The 20,625-nt window shown below is 59.9% G+C and carries 16 protein-coding genes and 1 pseudogene; 11 read left to right on the top strand and 6 right to left on the bottom strand.

What is annotated here, in order from left to right:
• The first annotated feature begins 44 nt into the window (after positions 1-44).
• From aroQ to ACNA0I_RS18365, 7 genes are all read left to right on the top strand, one after another.
• On the top strand, positions 45-479 hold the full coding sequence (gene aroQ, locus ACNA0I_RS18395; RefSeq protein ID WP_415807457.1) for a type II 3-dehydroquinate dehydratase: 435 nt from the start codon (positions 45-47) through the stop codon (positions 477-479).
• Positions 480-599: 120 nt separating this feature from the next.
• Entirely contained in the window at positions 600-1,058 is a 459-nt protein-coding gene (gene accB / locus ACNA0I_RS18390) for an acetyl-CoA carboxylase biotin carboxyl carrier protein (protein ID WP_415807456.1), read from the top strand.
• Positions 1,059-1,066: 8 nt separating this feature from the next.
• Complete coding sequence (gene accC, locus ACNA0I_RS18385; protein WP_415807455.1) at positions 1,067-2,413, top strand: acetyl-CoA carboxylase biotin carboxylase subunit; 1,347 nt, start codon at positions 1,067-1,069, stop codon at positions 2,411-2,413.
• A 257-nt stretch (positions 2,414-2,670) separates the two neighbouring features.
• Positions 2,671-3,591: a 50S ribosomal protein L11 methyltransferase gene (gene prmA, locus ACNA0I_RS18380; RefSeq protein ID WP_415807454.1), complete on the top strand. Its 921-nt coding sequence runs from the start codon at positions 2,671-2,673 to the stop codon at positions 3,589-3,591.
• Between the two features lie 24 nt (positions 3,592-3,615).
• Positions 3,616-4,818 (top strand): DUF3426 domain-containing protein, encoded by a 1,203-nt coding sequence (locus ACNA0I_RS18375; protein WP_460478300.1) that lies wholly within the window; start codon positions 3,616-3,618, stop codon positions 4,816-4,818.
• Positions 4,819-4,830: 12 nt separating this feature from the next.
• Entirely contained in the window at positions 4,831-5,772 is a 942-nt protein-coding gene (locus ACNA0I_RS18370; protein WP_415807451.1) for a carbohydrate kinase family protein, read from the top strand.
• A 235-nt stretch (positions 5,773-6,007) separates the two neighbouring features.
• Entirely contained in the window at positions 6,008-6,511 is a 504-nt protein-coding gene (locus ACNA0I_RS18365) for an outer membrane lipoprotein (protein WP_415807450.1), read from the top strand.
• A 72-nt stretch (positions 6,512-6,583) separates the two neighbouring features.
• Here the strand turns inward: ACNA0I_RS18365 and ACNA0I_RS18360 are convergent, their stop codons facing one another.
• The 5 genes from ACNA0I_RS18360 to ACNA0I_RS18340 all read right to left on the bottom strand — a co-directional run bounded on the left by ACNA0I_RS18360 (position 6,584) and on the right by ACNA0I_RS18340 (position 16,230).
• Entirely contained in the window at positions 6,584-7,147 is a 564-nt protein-coding gene (locus tag ACNA0I_RS18360) for a YggT family protein (RefSeq protein WP_415807449.1), read from the bottom strand.
• 146 nt (positions 7,148-7,293) lie between these two features.
• Positions 7,294-7,896 (bottom strand): histone H1-like DNA-binding protein, encoded by a 603-nt coding sequence (locus ACNA0I_RS18355; RefSeq protein WP_415807448.1) that lies wholly within the window; start codon positions 7,894-7,896, stop codon positions 7,294-7,296.
• A 316-nt stretch (positions 7,897-8,212) separates the two neighbouring features.
• Positions 8,213-9,397, bottom strand: coding sequence for a ribonucleotide-diphosphate reductase subunit beta (locus ACNA0I_RS18350; protein WP_415807447.1), 1,185 nt, complete (start codon positions 9,395-9,397; stop codon positions 8,213-8,215).
• A gap of 27 nt (positions 9,398-9,424) precedes the next feature.
• A complete protein-coding gene (locus tag ACNA0I_RS18345; protein ID WP_415807446.1) occupies positions 9,425-12,355 on the bottom strand; it encodes a ribonucleoside-diphosphate reductase subunit alpha in 2,931 nt (976 codons plus the stop codon).
• Positions 12,356-12,660: 305 nt separating this feature from the next.
• Entirely contained in the window at positions 12,661-16,230 is a 3,570-nt protein-coding gene (locus ACNA0I_RS18340; protein ID WP_415807479.1) for an indolepyruvate ferredoxin oxidoreductase family protein, read from the bottom strand.
• Between the two features lie 143 nt (positions 16,231-16,373).
• Between ACNA0I_RS18340 and ACNA0I_RS18335 the strand changes: the two genes are divergently transcribed.
• The 4 genes and pseudogenes from ACNA0I_RS18335 to ACNA0I_RS18320 all read left to right on the top strand — a co-directional run.
• Positions 16,374-16,835, top strand: coding sequence for an Lrp/AsnC family transcriptional regulator (locus ACNA0I_RS18335; RefSeq protein ID WP_415807445.1), 462 nt, complete (start codon positions 16,374-16,376; stop codon positions 16,833-16,835).
• Between the two features lie 289 nt (positions 16,836-17,124).
• Positions 17,125-17,634, top strand: coding sequence for a hypothetical protein (locus ACNA0I_RS18330; RefSeq protein WP_415807444.1), 510 nt, complete (start codon positions 17,125-17,127; stop codon positions 17,632-17,634).
• 134 nt (positions 17,635-17,768) lie between these two features.
• Positions 17,769-18,356 (top strand): annotated as a pseudogene (locus tag ACNA0I_RS18325) (MFS transporter); the annotation flags it as partial.
• A gap of 4 nt (positions 18,357-18,360) precedes the next feature.
• The coding region (locus ACNA0I_RS18320) for an MFS transporter (RefSeq protein WP_415807443.1) at positions 18,361-19,007 on the top strand (647 nt) is incomplete at its 5' end.
• A gap of 193 nt (positions 19,008-19,200) precedes the next feature.
• On the opposite strand, the gene gltX is transcribed toward ACNA0I_RS18320, so the two are convergent.
• Positions 19,201-20,598 carry a glutamate--tRNA ligase gene (gltX, locus tag ACNA0I_RS18315; RefSeq protein ID WP_415807442.1) on the bottom strand — a complete coding sequence of 466 codons (1,398 nt, stop codon included), beginning with the start codon at positions 20,596-20,598 and terminating at the stop codon, positions 19,201-19,203.
• Positions 20,599-20,625 lie beyond the last annotated feature (27 nt).

The raw sequence follows: 20,625 nt of genomic DNA, 5'->3' as shown, positions 1-20,625 counted from the left end.
CTGTTTTGCCGACACTTTGCGGCAGGTTTTCTGGCGCGACGCTCATGGCGCAACACATCCTGGTATTGCATGGCCCCAACTTGAACCTGCTAGGTTCACGCGAACCCCATATTTACGGCAGCTTGACGCTGGCGCAAATCAATCAGGGATTGGAATCCTTGGCCGGGGAGTTGGGCGTAGGGCTTACCGCATGGCAAAGTAATCACGAAGGCGCATTGGTGGATCGCATCCAGGCTGCTCGCCAGGATGGGACCGACTTTATCGTCATCAACGCGGCGGCATACACCCATACCAGTGTAGCGTTGCGAGATGCGTTGGCGGCGGTCGCAATTCCTTTTATTGAAGTACATTTGTCGAACCTGTATAAACGCGAGCCATTCCGGCAGCATTCCTATCTGTCTGACTTGGCCGTGGGCCTGATCAGCGGCCTGGGCGCAGACGGCTATGAGGCAGCAGTGCGCTATGCGGTGCGGCATTAGTCAATGCCGCATGTCGTGTGCGACGTGGCGGTCTCAGTATTTTCCTAACTTTATATACACATACGATGCAGCGCGGTCCTGTTGAAGGCGCGTTGTCAACATTATCGGGAAGCAGCTTCTATGGATCTCCGAAAACTCAAGACCTTGATCGACTTGGTGGCTGAATCGGGCATTGCCGAGCTTGAAATCACAGAAGGCGAAGGCAAGGTTCGTATCGTCAAGTTCTCGCAGACCCTGCAACCGGTGGCTTACCATGCCCCCGAAGCAGCCGTCGCACCCGCTCCTGTCGCGGCAGCGCCCGCGGGCACTGCCGCACCGGCTGCCGAGGCTGCTCCGGTCCTGCAAGGCCATGTGGTCAAAGCACCGATGGTCGGTACTTTCTATCGTGCACCGAATCCGGGCGCCGCCCCCTTTGTCGATGTCGGTCAGACCGTCAAAGAAGGCGATCCCCTGTGCATCATCGAAGCCATGAAGCTCCTCAATGAAATCGAAGCCGACAAGTCCGGCGTCATCAAAGAGATCCTCGTCGAAAATGGCGAGCCCGTCGAATACGGTCAACCGCTGTTCGTTATTGGCTGATTGCTCCTATGTTTGAAAAAATCCTGATCGCCAACCGCGGCGAGATCGCGCTGCGCATTCAACGCGCTTGCCGCGAACTCGGCATCAAGACGGTGGTCGTGCACTCCGAGGCCGACCGCGACGCCAAATACGTACGCTTGGCCGATGAGTCGGTGTGTATCGGGCCGGCGCCGTCGCGTGAAAGCTACCTGAGCATGCCGGCCATCATTTCGGCCGCTGAGGTCACCGACTCCGAGGCTATTCACCCGGGTTACGGCTTTCTGTCTGAGAACGCCGATTTCGCCGACCGCGTTGAGAAAAGCGGTTTCGTCTTCATCGGGCCGCGCCCCGAGACCATTCGCCTGATGGGTGACAAGGTCAGCGCCAAGCGGGCCATGATCGAGGCTGGCGTGCCGGTGGTGCCGGGCTCCGAGGGCGCCTTGCCTGACGATCCCCAAGAAATCCTGCGTTCGGCCCGCGAGGTCGGCTATCCCGTCATCATCAAGGCGGCGGGCGGCGGCGGTGGACGCGGCATGCGTGTGGTCTACACCGAGGCGGCATTGTTGAATGCCGTCACGATGACGCGCTCCGAGGCGGGTGCGGCCTTCAACAATCCCGAAGTCTACATGGAGAAATTCCTCGAGAATCCTCGCCATGTGGAAATCCAGGTCTTGGCTGACGGCGGGCGTAATGCTGTCTGGCTGGGCGAGCGCGACTGCTCCATGCAGCGCCGCCACCAGAAAGTCATCGAAGAAGCTCCGGCTCCCGGCATTGCACGCCGCCTGATCGAGCGCATCGGCGATCGTTGCGCCGATGCTTGCCGCAAGATGGGCTACCGTGGCGCGGGTACGTTCGAGTTTCTCTACGAAAACGGCGAGTTCTATTTCATCGAAATGAACACCCGTATTCAGGTCGAGCATCCGGTCACGGAACTGATCACGGGCATTGATCTCGTACAACAGCAGATTCTCATCGCCTCGGGCGAAAAGTTCCTGTTGCGTCAGCGCGATATCCAGTTCAAGGGCCATGCCATTGAATGCCGTATCAACGCCGAAGACCCGTTCCGTTTCGTACCCAGCCCGGGCCGTATCACCAACTGGCACACGCCGGGCGGTCCTGGTGTCCGTATCGATTCGCACGCCTTCAACGGTTATTTCGTACCGCCCAACTACGATTCGATGATCGCCAAGGTCATCACGTATGGCGATACGCGTGAGCAGGCATTGGCTCGCATGCGCATTGCGCTGTCCGAAATGGTGGTAGAAGGCATTTCCACCAATATTCCGTTGCATCGCGAGTTGCTGCAAGACGCCCGCTTCGTCGAAGGCGGCACCAGCATTCATTATCTTGAGCACAAGCTGGCCCAGCGCCCTTGATGCCAGGCGGGCCCTCGTGGCCCGTTTTTTTGCCGCCGGGCCGTCCCAAGGCAAAAACGCCCCCTTGGGGGGCAGCAAGCCGAAGGCGTGGCGTGGGGGCCTTTTTGCCGCCGGGCCGTCCCAAGGCAAAAACGCCCCCTTTGGGGGCAGCAAGCCGAAGGCGTGGCGTGGGGGCCTTTTTGCCGCCGCCGGCTCTTTAGGCGAAAATGCTCCCTCTTTGGCTGCAAACCGGCAGACTTTTTCTGGAATACATCGTCATGCGTGAACTCGTCCTCCATTGTCTCGAGGCGCAGGCCGAGGCACTATCTGACGCTCTGCTCGAAGCCGGCGTCCTGTCGGTATCTGTCGAAGACGCCGATCTGGGCACCGAGGCCGAACGCCCCTTGTTTGGCGAGCCGGGCACAGAGCCCGATGTCCAGGCCTGGGATCGCAACCGTGTTGTCGCGTTGTTGCCTGATGGGGCCGACCCGGCACAGATCTACGAGCAAGCCACGGCCGAGGCCGGGCTGGATCCTATCGAACTCGGTGGCTGGTCGCTGCGCGACGTCCCTGATGCCGATTGGGTGCGGCTGACGCAATCCCAGTTTGGCCCGATTCACATCGGCGAACGCATCTGGATCGTGCCCAGTTGGCATCGCGATGATCATGCTGTGTCGGCGGCGGGGACGCAGGCCGACGATGCGATTCATATTGAATTGGACCCTGGCTTGGCATTCGGCACGGGCAGTCACCCCACCACACACCTGTGTCTGGCGTGGCTGGAGGCCGAATTACCGGCAGGCGCAACCGTCCTCGACTACGGATGTGGGTCCGGGATTTTGGCGATCGCCGCCCGTAAATTGGGCGCCGGGCCGACCGATGCGGTGGATATCGACCCTCAGGCAGTGCAAGCGACGGCCGACAATGCACGCGTGAACCAGGTGCAATTGCAGGCGCTGTTGCCAGATGGCCTGACCGACGGCACGTATCAGGTCGTTGTCGCCAATATTCTGTCCAACCCGCTGAAGGTGCTGGCGCCGATGTTGGCGGGGCGCGTGGCGCCCGGCGGCAAATTGGTACTGTCCGGCGTGCTCGAACGTCAAGCTGAAGAAGTCGCCGCTGCATATGCGCCGTGGTTGGCGATGTCTGTTTGGCAATCCCGGGACGGTTGGGTTTGCCTGCATGGGCACAAAAGCTGAGTCGTGACGAGCAGGGACATCGCTATGGCCATGACGACCCGTTGCCCCCAATGCGGCACTACCTTCAAGGTAGTGCCGGATCAGTTGCGGGTACGCAATGGCTTGGTGCGGTGCGGAGAATGTGCGACCGTATTCGATGGCCGCGCGTGTCTGGTAGCCCAGATTCCTGGCGGGTTTGAAATCTCATCCACGACGTCTGTGCCGTCCACCGCAGCCGCCGCACCCGTGACGCGCGCTGAACCCGTCATTGCCGCGACGGGCGCAGTCCTTGCAAACGGGAAGGCGCCCGTCGCAGGGTCACAGCCGACGGTAGCGACAACCAACGTAGCTGCGCCCGGCGAGACGCCAATCACGTCATCGCTGCCAGAGCCTGAGCCGCCAGCTGTGCTGCGAGGCCGTTCGGCCATCGCAAGGCAGGATCCCTATGTGAACGAAGGTGTCCTCGAAGAGGATGACGACGAGGATAGCGAGAGAGCGTTGCAGGCCTCCATAGAGCCTGTCGAACATCATGCGGCGAATAGTCGTGTAGACCAAGACGACGTGGTCTTCAGAATAGGCGAGCGATCCGCTGACCCGGATGCGCATGATGACGTCGATCCGCGGGACGAGCAGGACGACCACAGAACGCCCGCTGTTCGGGGAGAGTCACGTACGCGTTATCACGGCACAACGGATGTGGGTCGGACACCGCCCGAATTCTTGGATTCGGATCATCAGGCACGCCGGTCGTTTTTGCGCAGCCTCTGGGGCTATGCCTGCGTTCTGGGCCTGTTGCTGTTGGCGGTGCAATTGATTTTTGCCTACCGTTCGAGCATTGCGGACATGGCGCCCCAATTGCGTCCGCTGCTTGTGCGCCTGTGCGAGCCGCTAGGGTGCGAGGTGGGCTACGCGCGGCATATCGACCGTATTGCCATTACCTCATCATCGCTGCAGCCGCCCGCCGGCCACGCCGGTGCGCCGCAACAAGATGCTGTGACAAAGCTGGTGCTGCGCGCGTCGCTGCGCAACCGCTACGATCAGCCGCAGCCTTGGCCGGCCTTGCGTCTGGATCTGAGCGACCTTTCCGATACCGTGGTGATACGCAAAGTCTTGCTGCCCGAGGATTACCTCCCTGAGGGGCAGACGCAGCGTCCGTTTGAGGCTGGCGCGGAACTCAACATCGCTGTCCCCATCCAGGTGAACGGCCCGCACGTCAACGGTTTTCAGCTCCATAAGTTTTTTCCCTGAAGGATAATCAGCATGACGGCTTCTGTTCTGGTTTGCGGGTCGATGGCATTCGATACCATCGCGGTATTCGAAGGACGCTTTAAAGAGCATATCCTGGCCGATCGCATCCAGTCGCTCAGCGTATCGTTTCTCGTGCCCACGATGCGCAAGGAGTTTGGCGGCTGCGCAGGCAATATCGCCTACAACCTGAAGCTGCTCGGTGGGCAACCCGTGCCGGTGGCCACGGTCGGCGACGACGCTGCAGACTATATCGAGCGCTTCAATAAACTGCAGATTGATACCTCGCGGTTGCGCGTCATGCCAGGCACGTTCACGGCCCAGTGCTTTATTACGACAGATCTGGATGACAGCCAGATCGCCGCTTTTCACCCCGGTGCGATGGAGCTCTCTGCCCAGAACGACCTCACCGGCGCCAAGGCGGCTTGGGCGATCGTCGCACCTGATGCCAAAGCAGGCATGTTTGCACACGCCGAGCGCCTGCACGCAGCGGGAATCCCGTTCATCTTTGATTTGGGTCAGGCCATGCCGCTGTTTGACGGCGCCGATCTCGAGCGTATGCTGGGCCTGGCCCAGGTGTTGACGGTCAATGATTACGAAGCCGGCGTTATCGAGCAGCGTACGGGTCGCAGCATGGAACAGATCGCGGCCCAGATGCAGGCTGTCGTCGTGACACGTGGCGCGCAAGGGGCGACCTTGTTGACAGAAGGCACTGCCGTACAGGTGCCGCCGGTGCAGGCTGCTGCTGTCGTCGATCCGACTGGCTGCGGCGATTCGCACCGTGCGGGCTTACTATATGGGCTGACCAGTGGTTGGAGCTGGCTGGACAGCTGCCGTTTGGCGAATGTGATGGGATCGATAAAAATCGCCTCACGCGGCCCCCAGAACCATGCGCCCAGCCGGGCCGAGATCGATGCGCAATTGCGCGCGGCCTATGGGATCAGCCTGCCTGCCTAGGAACTTTGGTGTTCCGAAGCCAGTCAAACTGCAGATCGTCTGGCGGGTAGGAAGGGGAGCTTGAGATTGTTTGCGGTGCAGCACTGCTCGATACGGCCTTGCCGCCCTGCTTAAGCGTTACAGAGTTCGACTGAGGGTCATTCAAAAGTTGCACGCTGTTTCGCACCCGTTGTTTCCGGCCAATGCCGGGGTATCATCCGTAAAATAATTCGTGGTTACCGACCAAGGAGTCCACATGAGCCAAACCCTTTCTACTTCTGTCATCGCGCCCCGTACGGGCCGCTGGCTGGCCGTGGCTGCCGTCGTGACGTCGATGGCCGTGCTGGGTGGCTGCGCGAATCGCAGCGCCTCCAGTTCCGTCTATAGCTACGATCAGGCACAGCGAGAGCAAATCGTGCGCAATGGCACGGTGACGAGCGTGCGCCCGATCACCATCGAAGAAGACAAATCCAGCGGTGTCGGCATGATTGCCGGCGGAGCACTGGGCGGTGTCGCTGGTAATGCGATCGGCGGTGGCACGGGGCGTGCCATAGCCACCGTGGGCGGCGCGATCTTGGGCGCACTCGCGGGTAATGCCGTAGAAAACCGCGCGAGCCGCGCTTCAGGCTTGGAAATCACCGTCCGTCTGGATAACGGCGAAACCCGTGTCGTTGCCCAAGAAGCCGATACGCCGTTCAGCGTCGGGCAGCGTGTACAGGTGATCAGCGGCGCAGGTCCGACGCGCGTCGCCCCGTATTGATTTAACAAGCCCAAAAAACAACGCCCACCTTTGGTGGGCGTTGTTCATTTACGGACGGATCTGAGTCCAGCGTCAGACACCGATCAAGCTGAAGGTCAGGCGAGACAACATCATCAATACGATCTGCGCCAGGATGAACAGCACCAGCGGCGAAAAGTCGATGCTGGTGCTGCCGGGCAGAATACGGCGTATGGGCTCGAGCATCGGTGCAGTCAGCGTTTGCAGTAAGGGCATCAGCGGCGACAAGGGATGCACCCACGATAGCACCGCCTGTAGAAACGTCAGCCAGACAATGACGTTCAGCGTCCACTTTGCCACCAGCAATACCGATGCGCCCAGCGCGGCGGGCCATAAGGCGGCGGGAATCAGCGTGTGCGCAGCGATCAGCCACATCAAAATCAGATAGAGCAGCGCGGTCAACCATGCCGCAACCAGGCTCGACCAATCCAGGGTATTGCCGGCAGGGATGAGTTTGCGGATGGGCAGCACCAGCCAGTTGGTGACCTGATAGACAGCGCGAGACAACGGATTGAATGGGTGCAGTCGCACCGCATGGATCCAGGCGCGTCCGATCAAGGCTGCGCCAAACAGCATAAAGGTGATTTCAAGCAAGAAACGGAGCGTATCGCCGAGCATGAGAACAGTCTGCCAAAAAGAATAGTTTTAATTGTCGCATGGCCATATGGCAGTGTCGTGAGGCTGAATGCACCTCATCAAGCAAAAAGCCNCCTGGCGTGAGCCAGGCGGCTTTGAGGGTACCGCAGTAAACGGCTCCGCCCGTATTACGGACGGCCGCCCGTCGGGAAGGGCCACGACGCGGCAGGGTTTACCGTGGTTTTTGCGCCTTGCGCAGCAGCTGCGGTCGGTTGCGCAGCAGGCTTTTTGGCAGCGGCTTTTTTAGCGGCAGGCTTTTTGGCCGCAGCTTTTTTCGCCGGTGCTTTGGCAGCTTTTTTAGCAGGCGCCTTTTTCGCTGCTTTCTTGGCAACAGCCTTCTTGGCTACGGCCTTTTTAGCAACGGCTTTCTTGGCGACGGCTTTTTTGACTGCCTTTTTAGCGACGGCCTTTTTAACGGCCTTTTTCGCTACTGCTTTTTTAGCAACTGCTTTCTTGGCGACCGCTTTTTTGGCGACAGCTTTCTTGACTGCCTTTTTAGCGACGGCCTTTTTGACAGCTTTTTTAGCGACAGTTTTCTTCACAGCCTTTTTGGCGGCCGTTTTCTTCACGGCCGGTTTCTTGGCTGCGACTTTCTTTACTGCTTTTTTAGCCGCGACTTTCTTCACGGCGACTTTCTTCACGGCCTTTTTGGCCGGGGCTTTCTTAGCTGCGGCCTTCTTGGCTGCAACTTTCTTTACCGCTTTCTTTGCGGCCTTTTTGGCTGTTGCCATGGTCATGCTCCTTAGGTTCAGGGGTCCCAGAACGTAAACCCGTGCCACCTCCCGTCGGTTAACGGACGATGCCCGGGCTATTCATCGGCGCATGCCGCTGTCCCATTCTGGCGACAGCTACTACGGTTTGCGCTAATGAATTCGGCACAGCCATTTGATATGGCCCCCGCGATTCGCGCGAGCCATCTCAAATGGCGCCAGTAGGCAACCATCTAGGTTGCCTACTGCTTGGTACTGCGTATTCGAATACCTGGCCGACGGAGCTGTTATCAGGGCGCTGCGCAAATCACATTGCGCGCGGCTCGCCTGAAGGTCGTCATTCCCAGCTGAGCGTACCGCCAGTCTGGTATTCGATCACGCGTGTTTCGAAAAAGTTTCGTTCCTTTTTGAGGTCGATCATTTCTGCCATCCACGGGAAGGGATTTTCTTCCTGAGGGTACAACGGTTCAAGACCAATCTGTTGGCAGCGACGGTTAGCGATGAAGCGCAGGTAGGATTTAAACATAGGAGCGTTCAATCCCAATACACCACGCGGCATCGTGTCTTCGGCGTAAGCGTACTCGAGTTCTACTGCCTTTTGGAATAGTGCGCGGATTTCTTCGCGAAATTCCGGCGTCCACAAGTGAGGATTTTCGAGTTTGACGGTGTTGATCAGGTCAATGCCGAAGTTGCAGTGCATGGATTCATCGCGCAGGATGTACATGTACTGCTCGGCAGCGCCGGTCATTTTGTTCTGGCGACCCAGTGCCAGAATCTGCGTGAACCCAACATAGAAGAACAGGCCTTCCATGAGGCACGCAAACACGATCAGCGATTTCAACAACGTCTGGTCGGCTTCGGGCGTGCCGGTTTTGAAGTTGGGATCGGCGATCGCGTCGATGAACGGGATCAGGAACTCGTCTTTGGCACGAATGGACGGCACTTCGTTGTAGGCATTGAAGATCTCGGCTTCGTCCAGACCCAGGCTTTCGACGATGTATTGATACGCATGCGTGTGAATGGCTTCTTCGAATGCCTGGCGCAGCAGGAACTGGCGGCACTCAGGCGCCGTGATGTGGCGATAGGTGCCCAGCACGATATTGTTCGCGGCCAGCGAGTCGGCCGTGACGAAGAAACCCAGGTTGCGCTTGACGATGCGGCGCTCGTCTTCGGTCAGCCCGTTCGGGTTTTTCCAAAGCGCGATGTCGCGCGACATGTTGATTTCTTGCGGCATCCAATGGTTGGCGCAAGTGGCCAGGTATTTTTCCCAGGCCCATTTGTATTTGAACGGCACCAACTGATTGACGTCGGTCTCGCCGTTGATGACGCGTTTGTCCGCGGCCTGAACGCGCCGCGCGGCGGCACCGGCGCTTGCCGGTGTCGAATCGGATTGCGGGGTTGCAGGAGGCAGCGCTGCATCGGCGAATGCGCCCGTCGATGCGCGCGCCGGCTGCCCGCCCGCCGCGGGAGCGGGGGCTTGAGCCGGTTGCGTTGCGAGGTTGTCGTCTTCCCAATTAAGCATAAATAAATTCTCCGGAGGCGGTTGTGATTACTGGCAGGCTTCGCACTCTTCGAAACCGGGATCACCCGGCCGCATCGTGCAAACCGCCCCGAGAATTTCGGGTTCCGGCAAAGCAGGGGCTGCTGCGGCCACGACTGCTGCTGCAGTCTGGCCCGCGCTCACGGCGTTCAACTCGCCGCCGCGGCCCGTGGATTTTTCAGCGCTGGTGGCTCCCTTTGTGCGCAGATAGTAGGTGGTCTTCAGACCACGCAGCCATGCCAGCTTGTACGTGTCGTCGAGTTTCTTGCCCGATGCGCCCGCCATGTAGATGTTGAGCGATTGTGCTTGATCGATCCATTTCTGACGGCGCGATGCGCACTCAACCAGCCAGCGCGGTTCGACTTCGAACGCAGTGGCGTAGAGTTCGCGATGTTCGGAAGGTACGCGATCGATGCGGGACAGGCTGCCATCGAAGTACTTGAGGTCGGCGACCATGACTTCGTCCCAGAGACCGAGTTTCTTCAGGTCACGCACGAGATAATCGTTAACGACCGTGAACTCGCCGGAGAGATTCGATTTGACGTACAAGTTCTGGTAAGTAGGTTCAATGCACGCAGATACACCAATGATATTGGAAATTGTCGCTGTTGGGGCGATTGCGATGCAGTTCGAGTTGCGCATGCCGTGTTGTTTGATGCTTGCACGCAACGCATCCCAATCAAGCGTGCTCGAATCATCGACTTCAACATGGCCACCACGCTCATCGCGAAGCATCGCGACGGAGTCTTGCGGCAAGATGCCACGCGACCACAGCGAGCCTTCGTATGAAGGATAACGGCCGCGTTCTTGTGCGAGCGTGTTCGAGGCCCAGTATGCGTAGTAGCACACGGCTTCCATCGAGCGATCTGCGAATTCAACGGCCGATTGCGAGGCGTACGGCACGCGCATCATGTGCAGGCAATCTTGGAAACCCATGATGCCCATACCAACCGGACGATGGCGCTCGTTCGAGTCTTTGGCTTTTTTGACGGCGTAGTAGTTGATGTCGATCACGTTGTCGAGCATGCGCATGGCGATGCTGACGGTGCGCTTGATCTTGTCGTGATCGAGCTCGTAGCCACCGGCGGCTGCGGGTTTCATGTGAGCGACCAGGTTCACGGAACCCAGGTTGCACACGGCGATTTCCGAGTCGTTGGTGTTCAGCGTGATCTCGGTGCACAGGTTCGAGCTGTGCACGACGCCGACGTGTTGCTGCGGCGAACGGATGTTGCACGGATCTTTGAAGGTGATCCACGGATGGCCGGTTTCGAACAGCATCGACAGCATCTTGCGCCACAGTGACACGGCGGGCATTTTCTTGAAGAGCTTCAGCTCGCCGCGTTCGGCCATGGCTTCGTAGCCCACGTAGGCTTGTTCGAAAGCTTTGCCGTACTTGTCGTGCAGGTCGGGGCAGTCGGACGGCGAGAACAAGGTCCATTCGCCATTTTCCATGACGCGCTTCATGAACAGATCGGGAATCCAGTTCGCCGTGTTCATGTCGTGCGTGCGGCGGCGCTCGTCGCCGGTGTTCTTGCGCAGTTCCAGGAATTCTTCGATATCCAGGTGCCACGTTTCCAGATAGGTGCAGACTGCGCCCTTGCGTTTGCCGCCCTGGTTCACGGCGACAGCGGTGTCGTTGACGACTTTCAGGAACGGCACAACGCCCTGGCTTTCACCGTTGGTGCCCTTGATGTGGCTGCGCAAGGCACGTACCGGCGTCCAATCGTTGCCCAGGCCGCCAGCGTATTTGGCCAGCAGTGCGTTTTCCTTGATGGCGTCGTAGATGCCTTCCAGGTCATCGGACACGGTGGTCAGGTAGCACGACGACAGTTGCGAGTGCAGGGTGCCCGAGTTGAACAGCGTGGGCGTCGAGCTCATGAAGTCGAACGAGGACAGGATCTCGTAGAACTCGATGGCGCGGGCTTCGCGATCGGTTTCGCGCAGGGCCAGGCCCATGGCGACGCGCATGAAGAAGACCTGCGGCAATTCGATGCGGGTGCCGCGGATGTGCAGGAAGTAGCGGTCATACAGCGTCTGCAGGCCCAGATAGCTGAACTGCAGGTCGCGGCGCGAATCCAGGGCGGCAGCGACGCGCGCCAGATCGTATTCAGCCAGTTTGGGGTCGAGCAAGCCGCCTTCGATACCGCGCTGGATGAAGGTGGGGAAGTATTCCGCATAGCGAGTCGCCATGCTGGCTTGCGAGACTTCTTCGCCGAGGACTTCTTTGCGGATCGTGTGCAGCAGCAGACGAGCGGTGACTTGGCTGTAGGCCGGATCTTTTTCGACGAGTGCGCGAGCAGACAGAATCGCGGACTTGAAAACTTCGTCGACAGGGATGCCGTCGTACAGGTTCTTGACCGTTTCCTTCAGGATGGTTTCGGTGTCGATGAACTCGCTCAAGCCTTCGCCAGCGGCCTCGATGGTGGCACGCAGGGCGCTCAGGTTCAGCGGGCTGCGCACACCGTTTTCCACCACATTCAGGTGGCTGGTCTCGCCTTGCGACGGCGAGGTGAGGCTGCTTTGCCCCTGGGTGGCGGCGCGCTCCTGGGCACGTTTCTCGCGATACAGCACGTAGGCGCGCGCGACATCATGCTCACCCGAGCGCATCAGGGCCAGTTCGACCTGATCCTGGATGTCTTCGATATGAAAGGTGCCGCCATTGGGGCGATTGCGCACCAGCGCGTTGACTGCTTGAGTGGCCAGCGTTTCGACCAGCTCGCGCACGCGCGCGGACGCGGCACCTTGGCCGCCATTGACGGCCAGAAAAGCCTTGGTCATCGCGATAGCGATTTTGCCGGGCTCAAAGCCCACAACCGAGCCATTGCGTCGGATGACGCTATAGCTGGCCCATTGGCCGCCATTCGCGTCGGCTGATTTAACGGCAGTTTGGGAGGGCGGCTCGGCGGAAGGCCGGGTCACAGAGGCGATCGTCGTCTGCATGGAAGCTCCTGTGGAAATAACGTAAAAGGACACGGGTATGGTCCGTGTCGGGTGCTAAATGTGTCTAAATGCGTGAGGGTCGAGCTGAGCGGGGAGAACACCCGGCCGCGCCAGAATGAAGTGAATTTGGCTATGTTTCGACCACTACATATAGTGTACCACCCCTCGTATGACACTAATTCTAGTGATCAATGGGGGAGGGGCACAAGAAGAAGCTGCGAGAGGTCTGTTAATTAATCGTGACAAAATGCGAAGCACGCGCCAATCAGGCGCGTGCGGCGTAGTGATTACTTCAAGTCATTATTTTACGCGCGTCGGCGCAGAGAAATCTCCGTCATGGCCGGTGGGCCGTAATGTTCCAGTTCCTGCTGCAGAGCATTGCGGTATCGCGCCACATTGGCCATTTTGACATGGCCAAAGCCGCGAACCTGATCCGGCAGCGCCGCAATCTTCGCCGCCTGGGCCAGATTGGCGGGCGATAAATGTTCGAGCAAGGTGTCCACTGTCTGGCGATATTGAGCGATCAATTCGCGTTCCATCCGGCGTTCCTCGCTGCGGCCAAAGAGGTCGAGCCAAGTTCCCCGTACGCGTTTGCATCGCGCCAGGATTTTCATCAGGGCCATGGTCGCGGGGCCCATGGCGATCTTGCGAGGAATGCCCGTGTGCGGGTCCTTGCGTGCCAGTAGCGGTGGCGCCATGTGAAAACGCAGGGTGTAGTCCCCCTCGAATTGTTCGCGCAATTGTTGCTGGAACGTGCCATCTGTATAGAGCCGGGCGACTTCGTATTCGTCTTTGTACGCCATCAGTTTGAACAGATTGCGGGCCACCGCGATGGCCAAGCGCGGTGAGCGGGAGGAGGGCGCTATCTCGCGTTCGCGTTGCGCCACGCGTTCGACCAGTTGTTGATATTGGCGTGCATAGCTGGCGTCTTGGTAAGCAGTGAGGTCGCGAACGCGGCGCGAGACCATGCGTTCGAACGATTCGGGGACGTGCAGTTGGACGACCTGTCCCGCGGGACGCATTGCCGCCGCCAGTGCCTTTGGGTCGTGCGCGGCGAGCCGGCCGGCTTCAAAAGCATCGCGATTGGCCTGCACCGAGACGCCATTGAGCTCGATCGCGCGGACCAGTGCCGCATGCGCGAGCGGCACATGGTTGCGCTGCCAGGCGTAGCCCAACATGAACATATTGGACAGAATGCTGTCGCCGAATAGCGTTTGTGCGGCGTGATGAGCATCCAGGGCGGCAGTATGGCTGGCGCCGACCGCGTGCTGGATTTTGGCCAGCAAGGCGTCGGGCCGTAATGCCGCATCGGGGTCGCGGGTGAATTCGGAAACGGGTGCAACGTAGGTATTGACCACGGCTTGCGTGTGCGCGTGACGTAGCGCACCCAGGGCGTCAGGGGCGGTGGCGGCAACCGGATCGCACAGAATCGCGGCGTCGGCTTGTTGCCAGTCCAGTCTGACGGGGCCATTGGCGGCATGTGCGGGGGCTAACCGGATATGGCTGATGACGGTGCCGCCTTTTTGCGCCAGGCCAGTCAGGTCCAATACCGACGCTGAGAGGCCTTGCAGATGGGCGGCCATGGATACAATCGCCCCGATGGTGATCACGCCGGTGCCACCCATTCCCGCGACCAGCAAGCGATAGGGCTGCGTAAGCGTCTCAATGGAGGGCATGGGCAGCACAGCAGCGGCTTGGTGCCATGCAGCAGTCGCCGAGGTGGCGGCCGTCGCCATGGGGATCGACGTTCCGTTGCCTGCCGTGGGCGTTGCCGAGCTCTTGCGTGGTGCTGCCTGCTTGCGCAGTTTGCCGCCCATGACCGACACAAAGCTCGGGCAAAACCCTTCGGCGCAGGAATAGTCCTTGTTGCAGCTGGACTGATCGATGGCGCGCTTGCGCCCGTACGGTGTCTCCAGGGGCACGATCGATAAGCAGTTGGATTGCGTCCCGCAGTCGCCACAGCCTTCGCACACTGCACTATTAATCAGCAGCCGGCGTGCAGGGTCGGGGAATTGCTGTTTTTTGCGGCGCCGGCGTTTTTCGGCGGCACAGGTCTGGTCGTGAATCAGGACCGTGACCCCTTTGGTCTCGCGCAGTTCACGTTGCAAGGCATCCAGTTCGCGCCGGTGATGCACCGTCACGCCGGCAGGCAACTCGACGCCTTGATATTTGTCGGGCTCGTCGGTGGTGACGACGATGCGGGCAACATCCTCGCCGCGCAGTTGTTGGCAGATCTGCGGCACCGAGATCGGTCCGTCCACCGGCTGCCCGCCCGTCATGGCGACGGCATCGTTGAACAGAATCTTGTATGTGATGTTGGCCCGTGCCGCGACGGCCTGCCGGATCGCGAGGTAGCCCGAATGGTAGTACGTGCCCTCGCCCATGTTCTGGAAGACATGGGGCATCTCTATATAGTTAGAGAGCCCGATCCAGTCGACGCCTTCTCCGCCCATCTGTGTCAGGCCGGCAGTATTGCGGTCCATCCATGCAGCCATGTAATGACAGCCCACCCCCGCGAGTGCCTGGCTGCCATCGGGGACTTTGGTGGAACTGTTGTGCGGGCATCCCGAGCAAAAGTAGGGGCGGCGGCGCATGCCATCGGCGTCATTGGACAGTGGCGTTGCGCAAATCAGCGTTGCAGGAACGGACACGTGGTGCAGTCCCGCCGCACGCGCCAGCCATGCGGCCAAGGGGGCTGCCAGCAGCGAGGGGCGTAACTGGCCCGCTGACGGAATCAAAGGCTCGCCGTCCCAGCCGGTCTTGCCCGCGACCGTGGGACGCTCGGGACGGTTGTAGAGCAGATCTTTGATCTGGCTTTCGACGACCGCGCCTTTTTCTTCGATGACCAGGATGTGCGACAGCCCATGTGCGAAATCAAACAGACGTTCGGCATCGAGTGGCCAGGTCAGGCCCGGTTTGTAGATACGCACGGGACTATCCGCGGCATGCGGATTGATGCCCAGATGTACCAGTGCTTCCAGTGTGTCGAGATGCGCCTTGCCGACGGTGACGATTCCCACCGTGGCGTGTGGTGCAGGGCAGATGAGCTTGTCGATGCTGTGGCGGCGCGCAAAAGCGCGTACGGCTTTCAGGCGCGTTTGCATGCGCAGTTCGACCGCGGGGGACAGAAAGTCGCGTGCGGTGTACTCCAATGCCTCGGGCGGCAATTGGGGATCGGCAGGCATGTCGTAGTGCGCGATGGGGGCGGGGGTATACGACTGGCCGCTCTCGATGGTTTCGGAGACGGCTTTGAATGCGACCCATGCGCCGCTGTGACGCGACAAGGCCCAGCCCCAAAGGGCAAAGGTCTCGTATTCGTCGATCGAGGCGGGATGCACGATCGGCATTTGCCAGCCGATCAGCGAGGCCTCGCTCGCATGGGGAATGGATGACGATACGGCGGTGTGATCGTCGCCGACAACCACCAGCACGCCGCCATGGCGCGAGGCGCCAGCGGCGTTACCGTGATGCAGGGCGTCGCCCGCGCGATCTACGCCGGGGCCTTTGCCGTACCACAGCGCAAACACGCCATCGACTTTGCGATCGTCACGCACGCCGGCCTGTTGAGTGCCCATGACGGCGGTGGCCGCCATGTCTTCGTTGATGCCAGGCAGAAAGGTGATTTGATGGGCGTCGAGGATGGACTTGGCCTTCCACATGGCCATGTCTACGCCGCCCAGGGGCGAGCCCCGATACCCCGAAATAAAGCCTGCCGTATTCAACCCGCGCTCGCGATCGCGGCGGCGTTGGGCCAACAGGATGCGCACCAACGCTTGCGTGCCTGTCAGAAAGATGCGGCCGTTTGTGCGGGTGAGGTTGTCGTGCAGTTGATAATCCAGATCCAGTGCCGGTTCGTCTGCCGGGGCCGGATCCAGTGGGGTGCCGTCCATGATTTCGCTCCTGCCTATTATTACGATCATCATAGGTGCGCACGGATCATGATTTATTGCGTTATTGGATCGTGTAATCCCTATAATTCGAAATAAACATTTCGTTTTGAGTGAAAGCCGGGGAAAAAATGGACAAAACAGACATCGGTATCCTGCGCGCCCTGCAAGAAGACGGCCGGGCGTCGGCTCAGCAACTGTCCGAGCAGGTAGGCTTGTCCACTGCGCCGGTGTGGCGCCGGGTAAAGGCGCTGGAGGCCGCGGGCGTGATCCTGGGCTATTCGGCCCAGGTAGACCGCACCAAGGTCGGGTTGCAGGGGTGCATGTTCGCGCAGATCAGTCTCGAGCGGCACTCGGCCAGCACGGTGGAACATTTCGAGCGCTCGGTGCGCAATGCGCCCGAGATCCTGGAGTGTTATGCGGTCACGGGCGACTCGGATTTTCTGTTGAAGATCCTGGTGGAAAGCCCGGAGGCGTATGACCGGTTCCTGCATCGCTTTCTCTTCAATCTGCCGGGCATTCGTCAGACCCGCACGATTGTGGCTCTGCGCGAGATCAAGCACGAAGTCCGTTTACCCCTCGATGCCGCATGAAGTTGGCAGCATGATGTCGGTCGTTTGGAGTTTGTGACGTGATGTTCGCGGCGTGATCTCGCGGATTACGTGAACCAGGGGCGCGATCGCCCTCGGAATAACGGCGATCCTCGGCAGCAAAGTCAAGATTTTCGTGTTCATTGTTTGTTTCCAGACTGTTGCGTCGACACAGCATTCTCGATATTGCTGCATTGCATCCTGAGCACGCCCTCATTAGAGTCGCACCTGCAAATGCGCAGGGATAGATCCGCGATGCGGCGGTGTGATGCGCGTGCATTTCGAGGGTGTCATGAAGAGTGTGTGGCGGTATCGCGGTTTTGTTGTAGCGGGTGCAGTGTTGACGTTGGTGGGATGCGTGACGAAAAAAGCGCCCGTTGAGCAGGTTTCAGTTGCGTCTGAGGCGCCTCGGCCTATTGTTTGCTCGCCGGCACAGGCAGGCAGTCAGTTGGTCGGTACATGGCAATCCAATACGCGCCCTCGCGGAGTGGCTGGCGATTTCAGTGCGTTGATCGTGTTGGGGGCCGATGGCTCGATGGCCTATGACACGCAGCTGAAGGTTGGCAGACGTATTCGTCCGGGTTTGCGCGAGGCAGGCTGCTGGCAGGTCGCCGATGGCGTGATCACCTTGCAGACGATCAAATCCAATGGTGAGCCGATCGACATCGACGATCCTATTTATCAGAACCGCTATCGGATCGAGAAAACCGAACCGGCACGTTTGACGTTGCGCGAATTGCGTAGCGGCGGGCAGTCTATTACGGCGCGTCGCATGCAACCGGGTTATCGTTTACCTTATTGAGCGCTTCTGATAGCACTGCCTGATCCGATCCCTATCGGTAATAAGGAAACGTGGGGACGATCCGGCAGTGTTGTTCTGGATAGACGGTCTTCGGGCGCCCATACTTTTTTCAGAATCGAAATCACACGGCGCAGATGTCCTCTCCACATTCTCAGAATCGAGCCATTCTCTTACTGGCGCTGGCGGCTTTCGTCAGCGCCAGTGCTTTTCGTATTTGCGATCCGATGTTGCCGCGGCTGGCTGCCGAGTTTGGCACCTCGACGGGACAAGCAGGCGCCACCGTGACGGCGTTTGCAGTGGCGTACGGCTTGCTGCAGATGTTTTTCGGGCCCGTGGGGGATCGCTACGGGAAATTTCGTGTCGTCGCCATCGCGACTTTTGCGTGTGCCATCGGCAGTGCAGGGGCGGTGATGGCACCGAACCTGGACGTATTGATTGTGTGCCGGGCATTGTCTGGTGCGGCGGGCGGCGGCATCGTGCCGTTATCGATGGCGTGGATCGGTGATAACGTGCCCTACGAAGAGCGGCAGGCGACCTTGGCGCGCTTTCTGACAGGTACGATTTTGGGAATGGCGATGGGCCAGTTGGCCGGTGGATTGATTACGGACACGATGGGATGGCGCTGGGCCTTTGCGTTTTTGGTCGTGGGGTATGTAGTTGTCGGTAGCCTGTTGTTGCGCGAGGTCGCGCAACAACAGGCAGTGCAGCGGCGGTTATCTGCCNNNNCGGGCCCGGCGGTGGCGTCTCAATCAGGGCCGCGGCATGGCTTTGTGGCCCAGGTGCGTACCGTGTTTGGCGTGCCGTGGGCGCGTATTGTCCTGGTCACGGTGTTCCTGGAAGGGCTGCTGGTATTCGGCTCTTTGGCATTCGCGCCTGCCTATTTGCATGACCGTTTTGGATTGTCGTTGACGGCCGCCGGTGCTGTGGTCGCGGTATACGCCTTGGGCGGATTGCTTTACACCTTGGTGGCGGGGCGGGTGCTGCGTTGGTTGGGCGAACGAGGTCTCGCCGCCGCGGGCGGTGTCGTCCTATCCGTCGCTTTTCTTGCGTATTGGCTCGGCCCGGCATGGGGGTGGGCATTGGGGGCGAGCGTGCTTGCGGGCTTTGGGTATTACTTGCTGCATGCGACGTTGCAAACCAATGCGACACAGATGGTGCCATCAGCGAGAGGAACTGCCGTGGCGTGGTTTGCCTCGTGCTTGTTCATGGGACAGGCCGTGGGGGTGGCGTTGGCGGGCGTGTTTGTGGACGTTGCAGGCGCTGCCGTGTTGTTCGGTACGTCGGCGGTGTTGCTGCCTCTATTGGGCGCCAGCTTTGCGTGGGCATTAAAGCGCCGCGCGCAGGCGAAAACCGGCGAGCCAGTAGTTCAATGAAGGCGTGAAGCAACACCGGGCGTCAGGACTACGATGGTTTCAGGCGTGCGACCAATGCGTCCGGATCGAAGACACCGGATTGCGCCTCGACACTGTAGTTTTGGCGTTGCGCAGTCTTTGGAGTGAAAAAGGTGCTGCCAAGTCGTTAGCAGCACCTTTTCAGCCTCAACAGTTCCGGTTTGGGCGTGTCGACTCAGATTGCGCCCAAGCGCTGCAAGACCGTATCTTTTCCAATCAAAGCGAGCACTGCATCCACTGCCGGCGTCTGGGTCTGGCCCACGACGGCAACGCGCAACGGAATTGCCAGTTGCGGCATTTTCAGGCCCCGATCGGCCAGCACGGCCTTGATGAGCGCGGTGATACCTTCACGTGTCCAGTCCGTGTCTGCAGCTCGTTGCGCAAAGTCGGCCAGGGCTTCGCGCGCGGCTGGAGTCAAGTGTTGCTCCACCAGTTCGGCCGGCGCGGGCGTGAACGGCTTGCAGAATAACATCGCGGATTCGGCCAGCTGCTCCAGCGTTTCGGCGCGGTCTTTCAGTAATCCCATCGCGGCGGGCAGGTCGGTCGCGGTCGGGTTGCCGCCACGTTTTTCAATGCGCGGGGCAACGCGGGCGGCCAACTCGGCGTCGTCCATCTGCTTGATGTAGTGCGCATTGACCCAGTTCAGCTTTTTCGGGTCCCATTGCGATGCGGATTTGGACAAGTGATCCGTGTCGAACCATTGCACCAACTGTTCACGCGTGAAGAGCTCGTCATCGCCATGACTCCAGCCCAGGCGCGACAGATAGTTGATCATCGCTTCGGGCAAGTAGCCTTGCGCATCGTATTCCATCACGTTGACGGCGCCGTGGCGTTTGGAGAGCTTTTCGCCGTCGGGGCCCAGGATCATCGGCACGTGACCGTATTCCGGCACCGTGGCGCCCAGCGCGCGCAGAATGTTGATCTGGCGCGGCGTGTTGTTGACGTGATCGTCGCCGCGCAGAATATGCGTCATGCCCATGTCCCAATCGTCGACCACTACGCAGAAGTTATACGTAGGCGTGCCGTCGGGACGCGCGATGATCAGGTCGTCGAGTTCGCTGTTGTCAAAGCTGATCGGGCCTTTGACCATGTCGTTCCAGCTGGTGGAGCCGTCTTGCGGGTTCTTGAAACGCACGACGGGCTTGCGGCCTGCCGGGATGGCGGGCAGTGTCTTGCCCGGCTCCGGGCGCCAGGTGCCGTCGTAACGCGGCTTCAATCCTTTGGCGCGGGCGGCTTCTCGCATTTGCTCGACTTCTTCGGGCGAGCTGTAGCAATGATAGGCCGTCCCGGCTTGCAACATTTGTGCGACGACTTCGCGATAGCGGTCCATGCGCTGCATTTGATAGAACGGGCCTTCGTCCGGTTGCATGCCCAGCCAGTCCATGCTGTCCAGAATGGCTTGCACCGCCTCGGGCGTGGAGCGCTCCAGGTCGGTGTCTTCGATGCGCAGCACGAAAACACCCTGGTTGTGGCGTGCAAACGCCCAGGAAAACAGCGCGGTGCGGGCGCCGCCCAAATGCAGAAAACCCGTGGGCGATGGGGCAAAACGGGTGCGGATAGGGGTCGAGGTCATAGTCAGCAGAAAAAGGCGTGGCAGGCC

The organism is Bordetella muralis, assembly GCF_965139205.1.
Lineage (GTDB): Bacteria > Pseudomonadota > Gammaproteobacteria > Burkholderiales > Burkholderiaceae_B > Bordetella_A > Bordetella_A muralis.
This window is presented reverse-complemented; position numbering and strand designations above follow the sequence as displayed.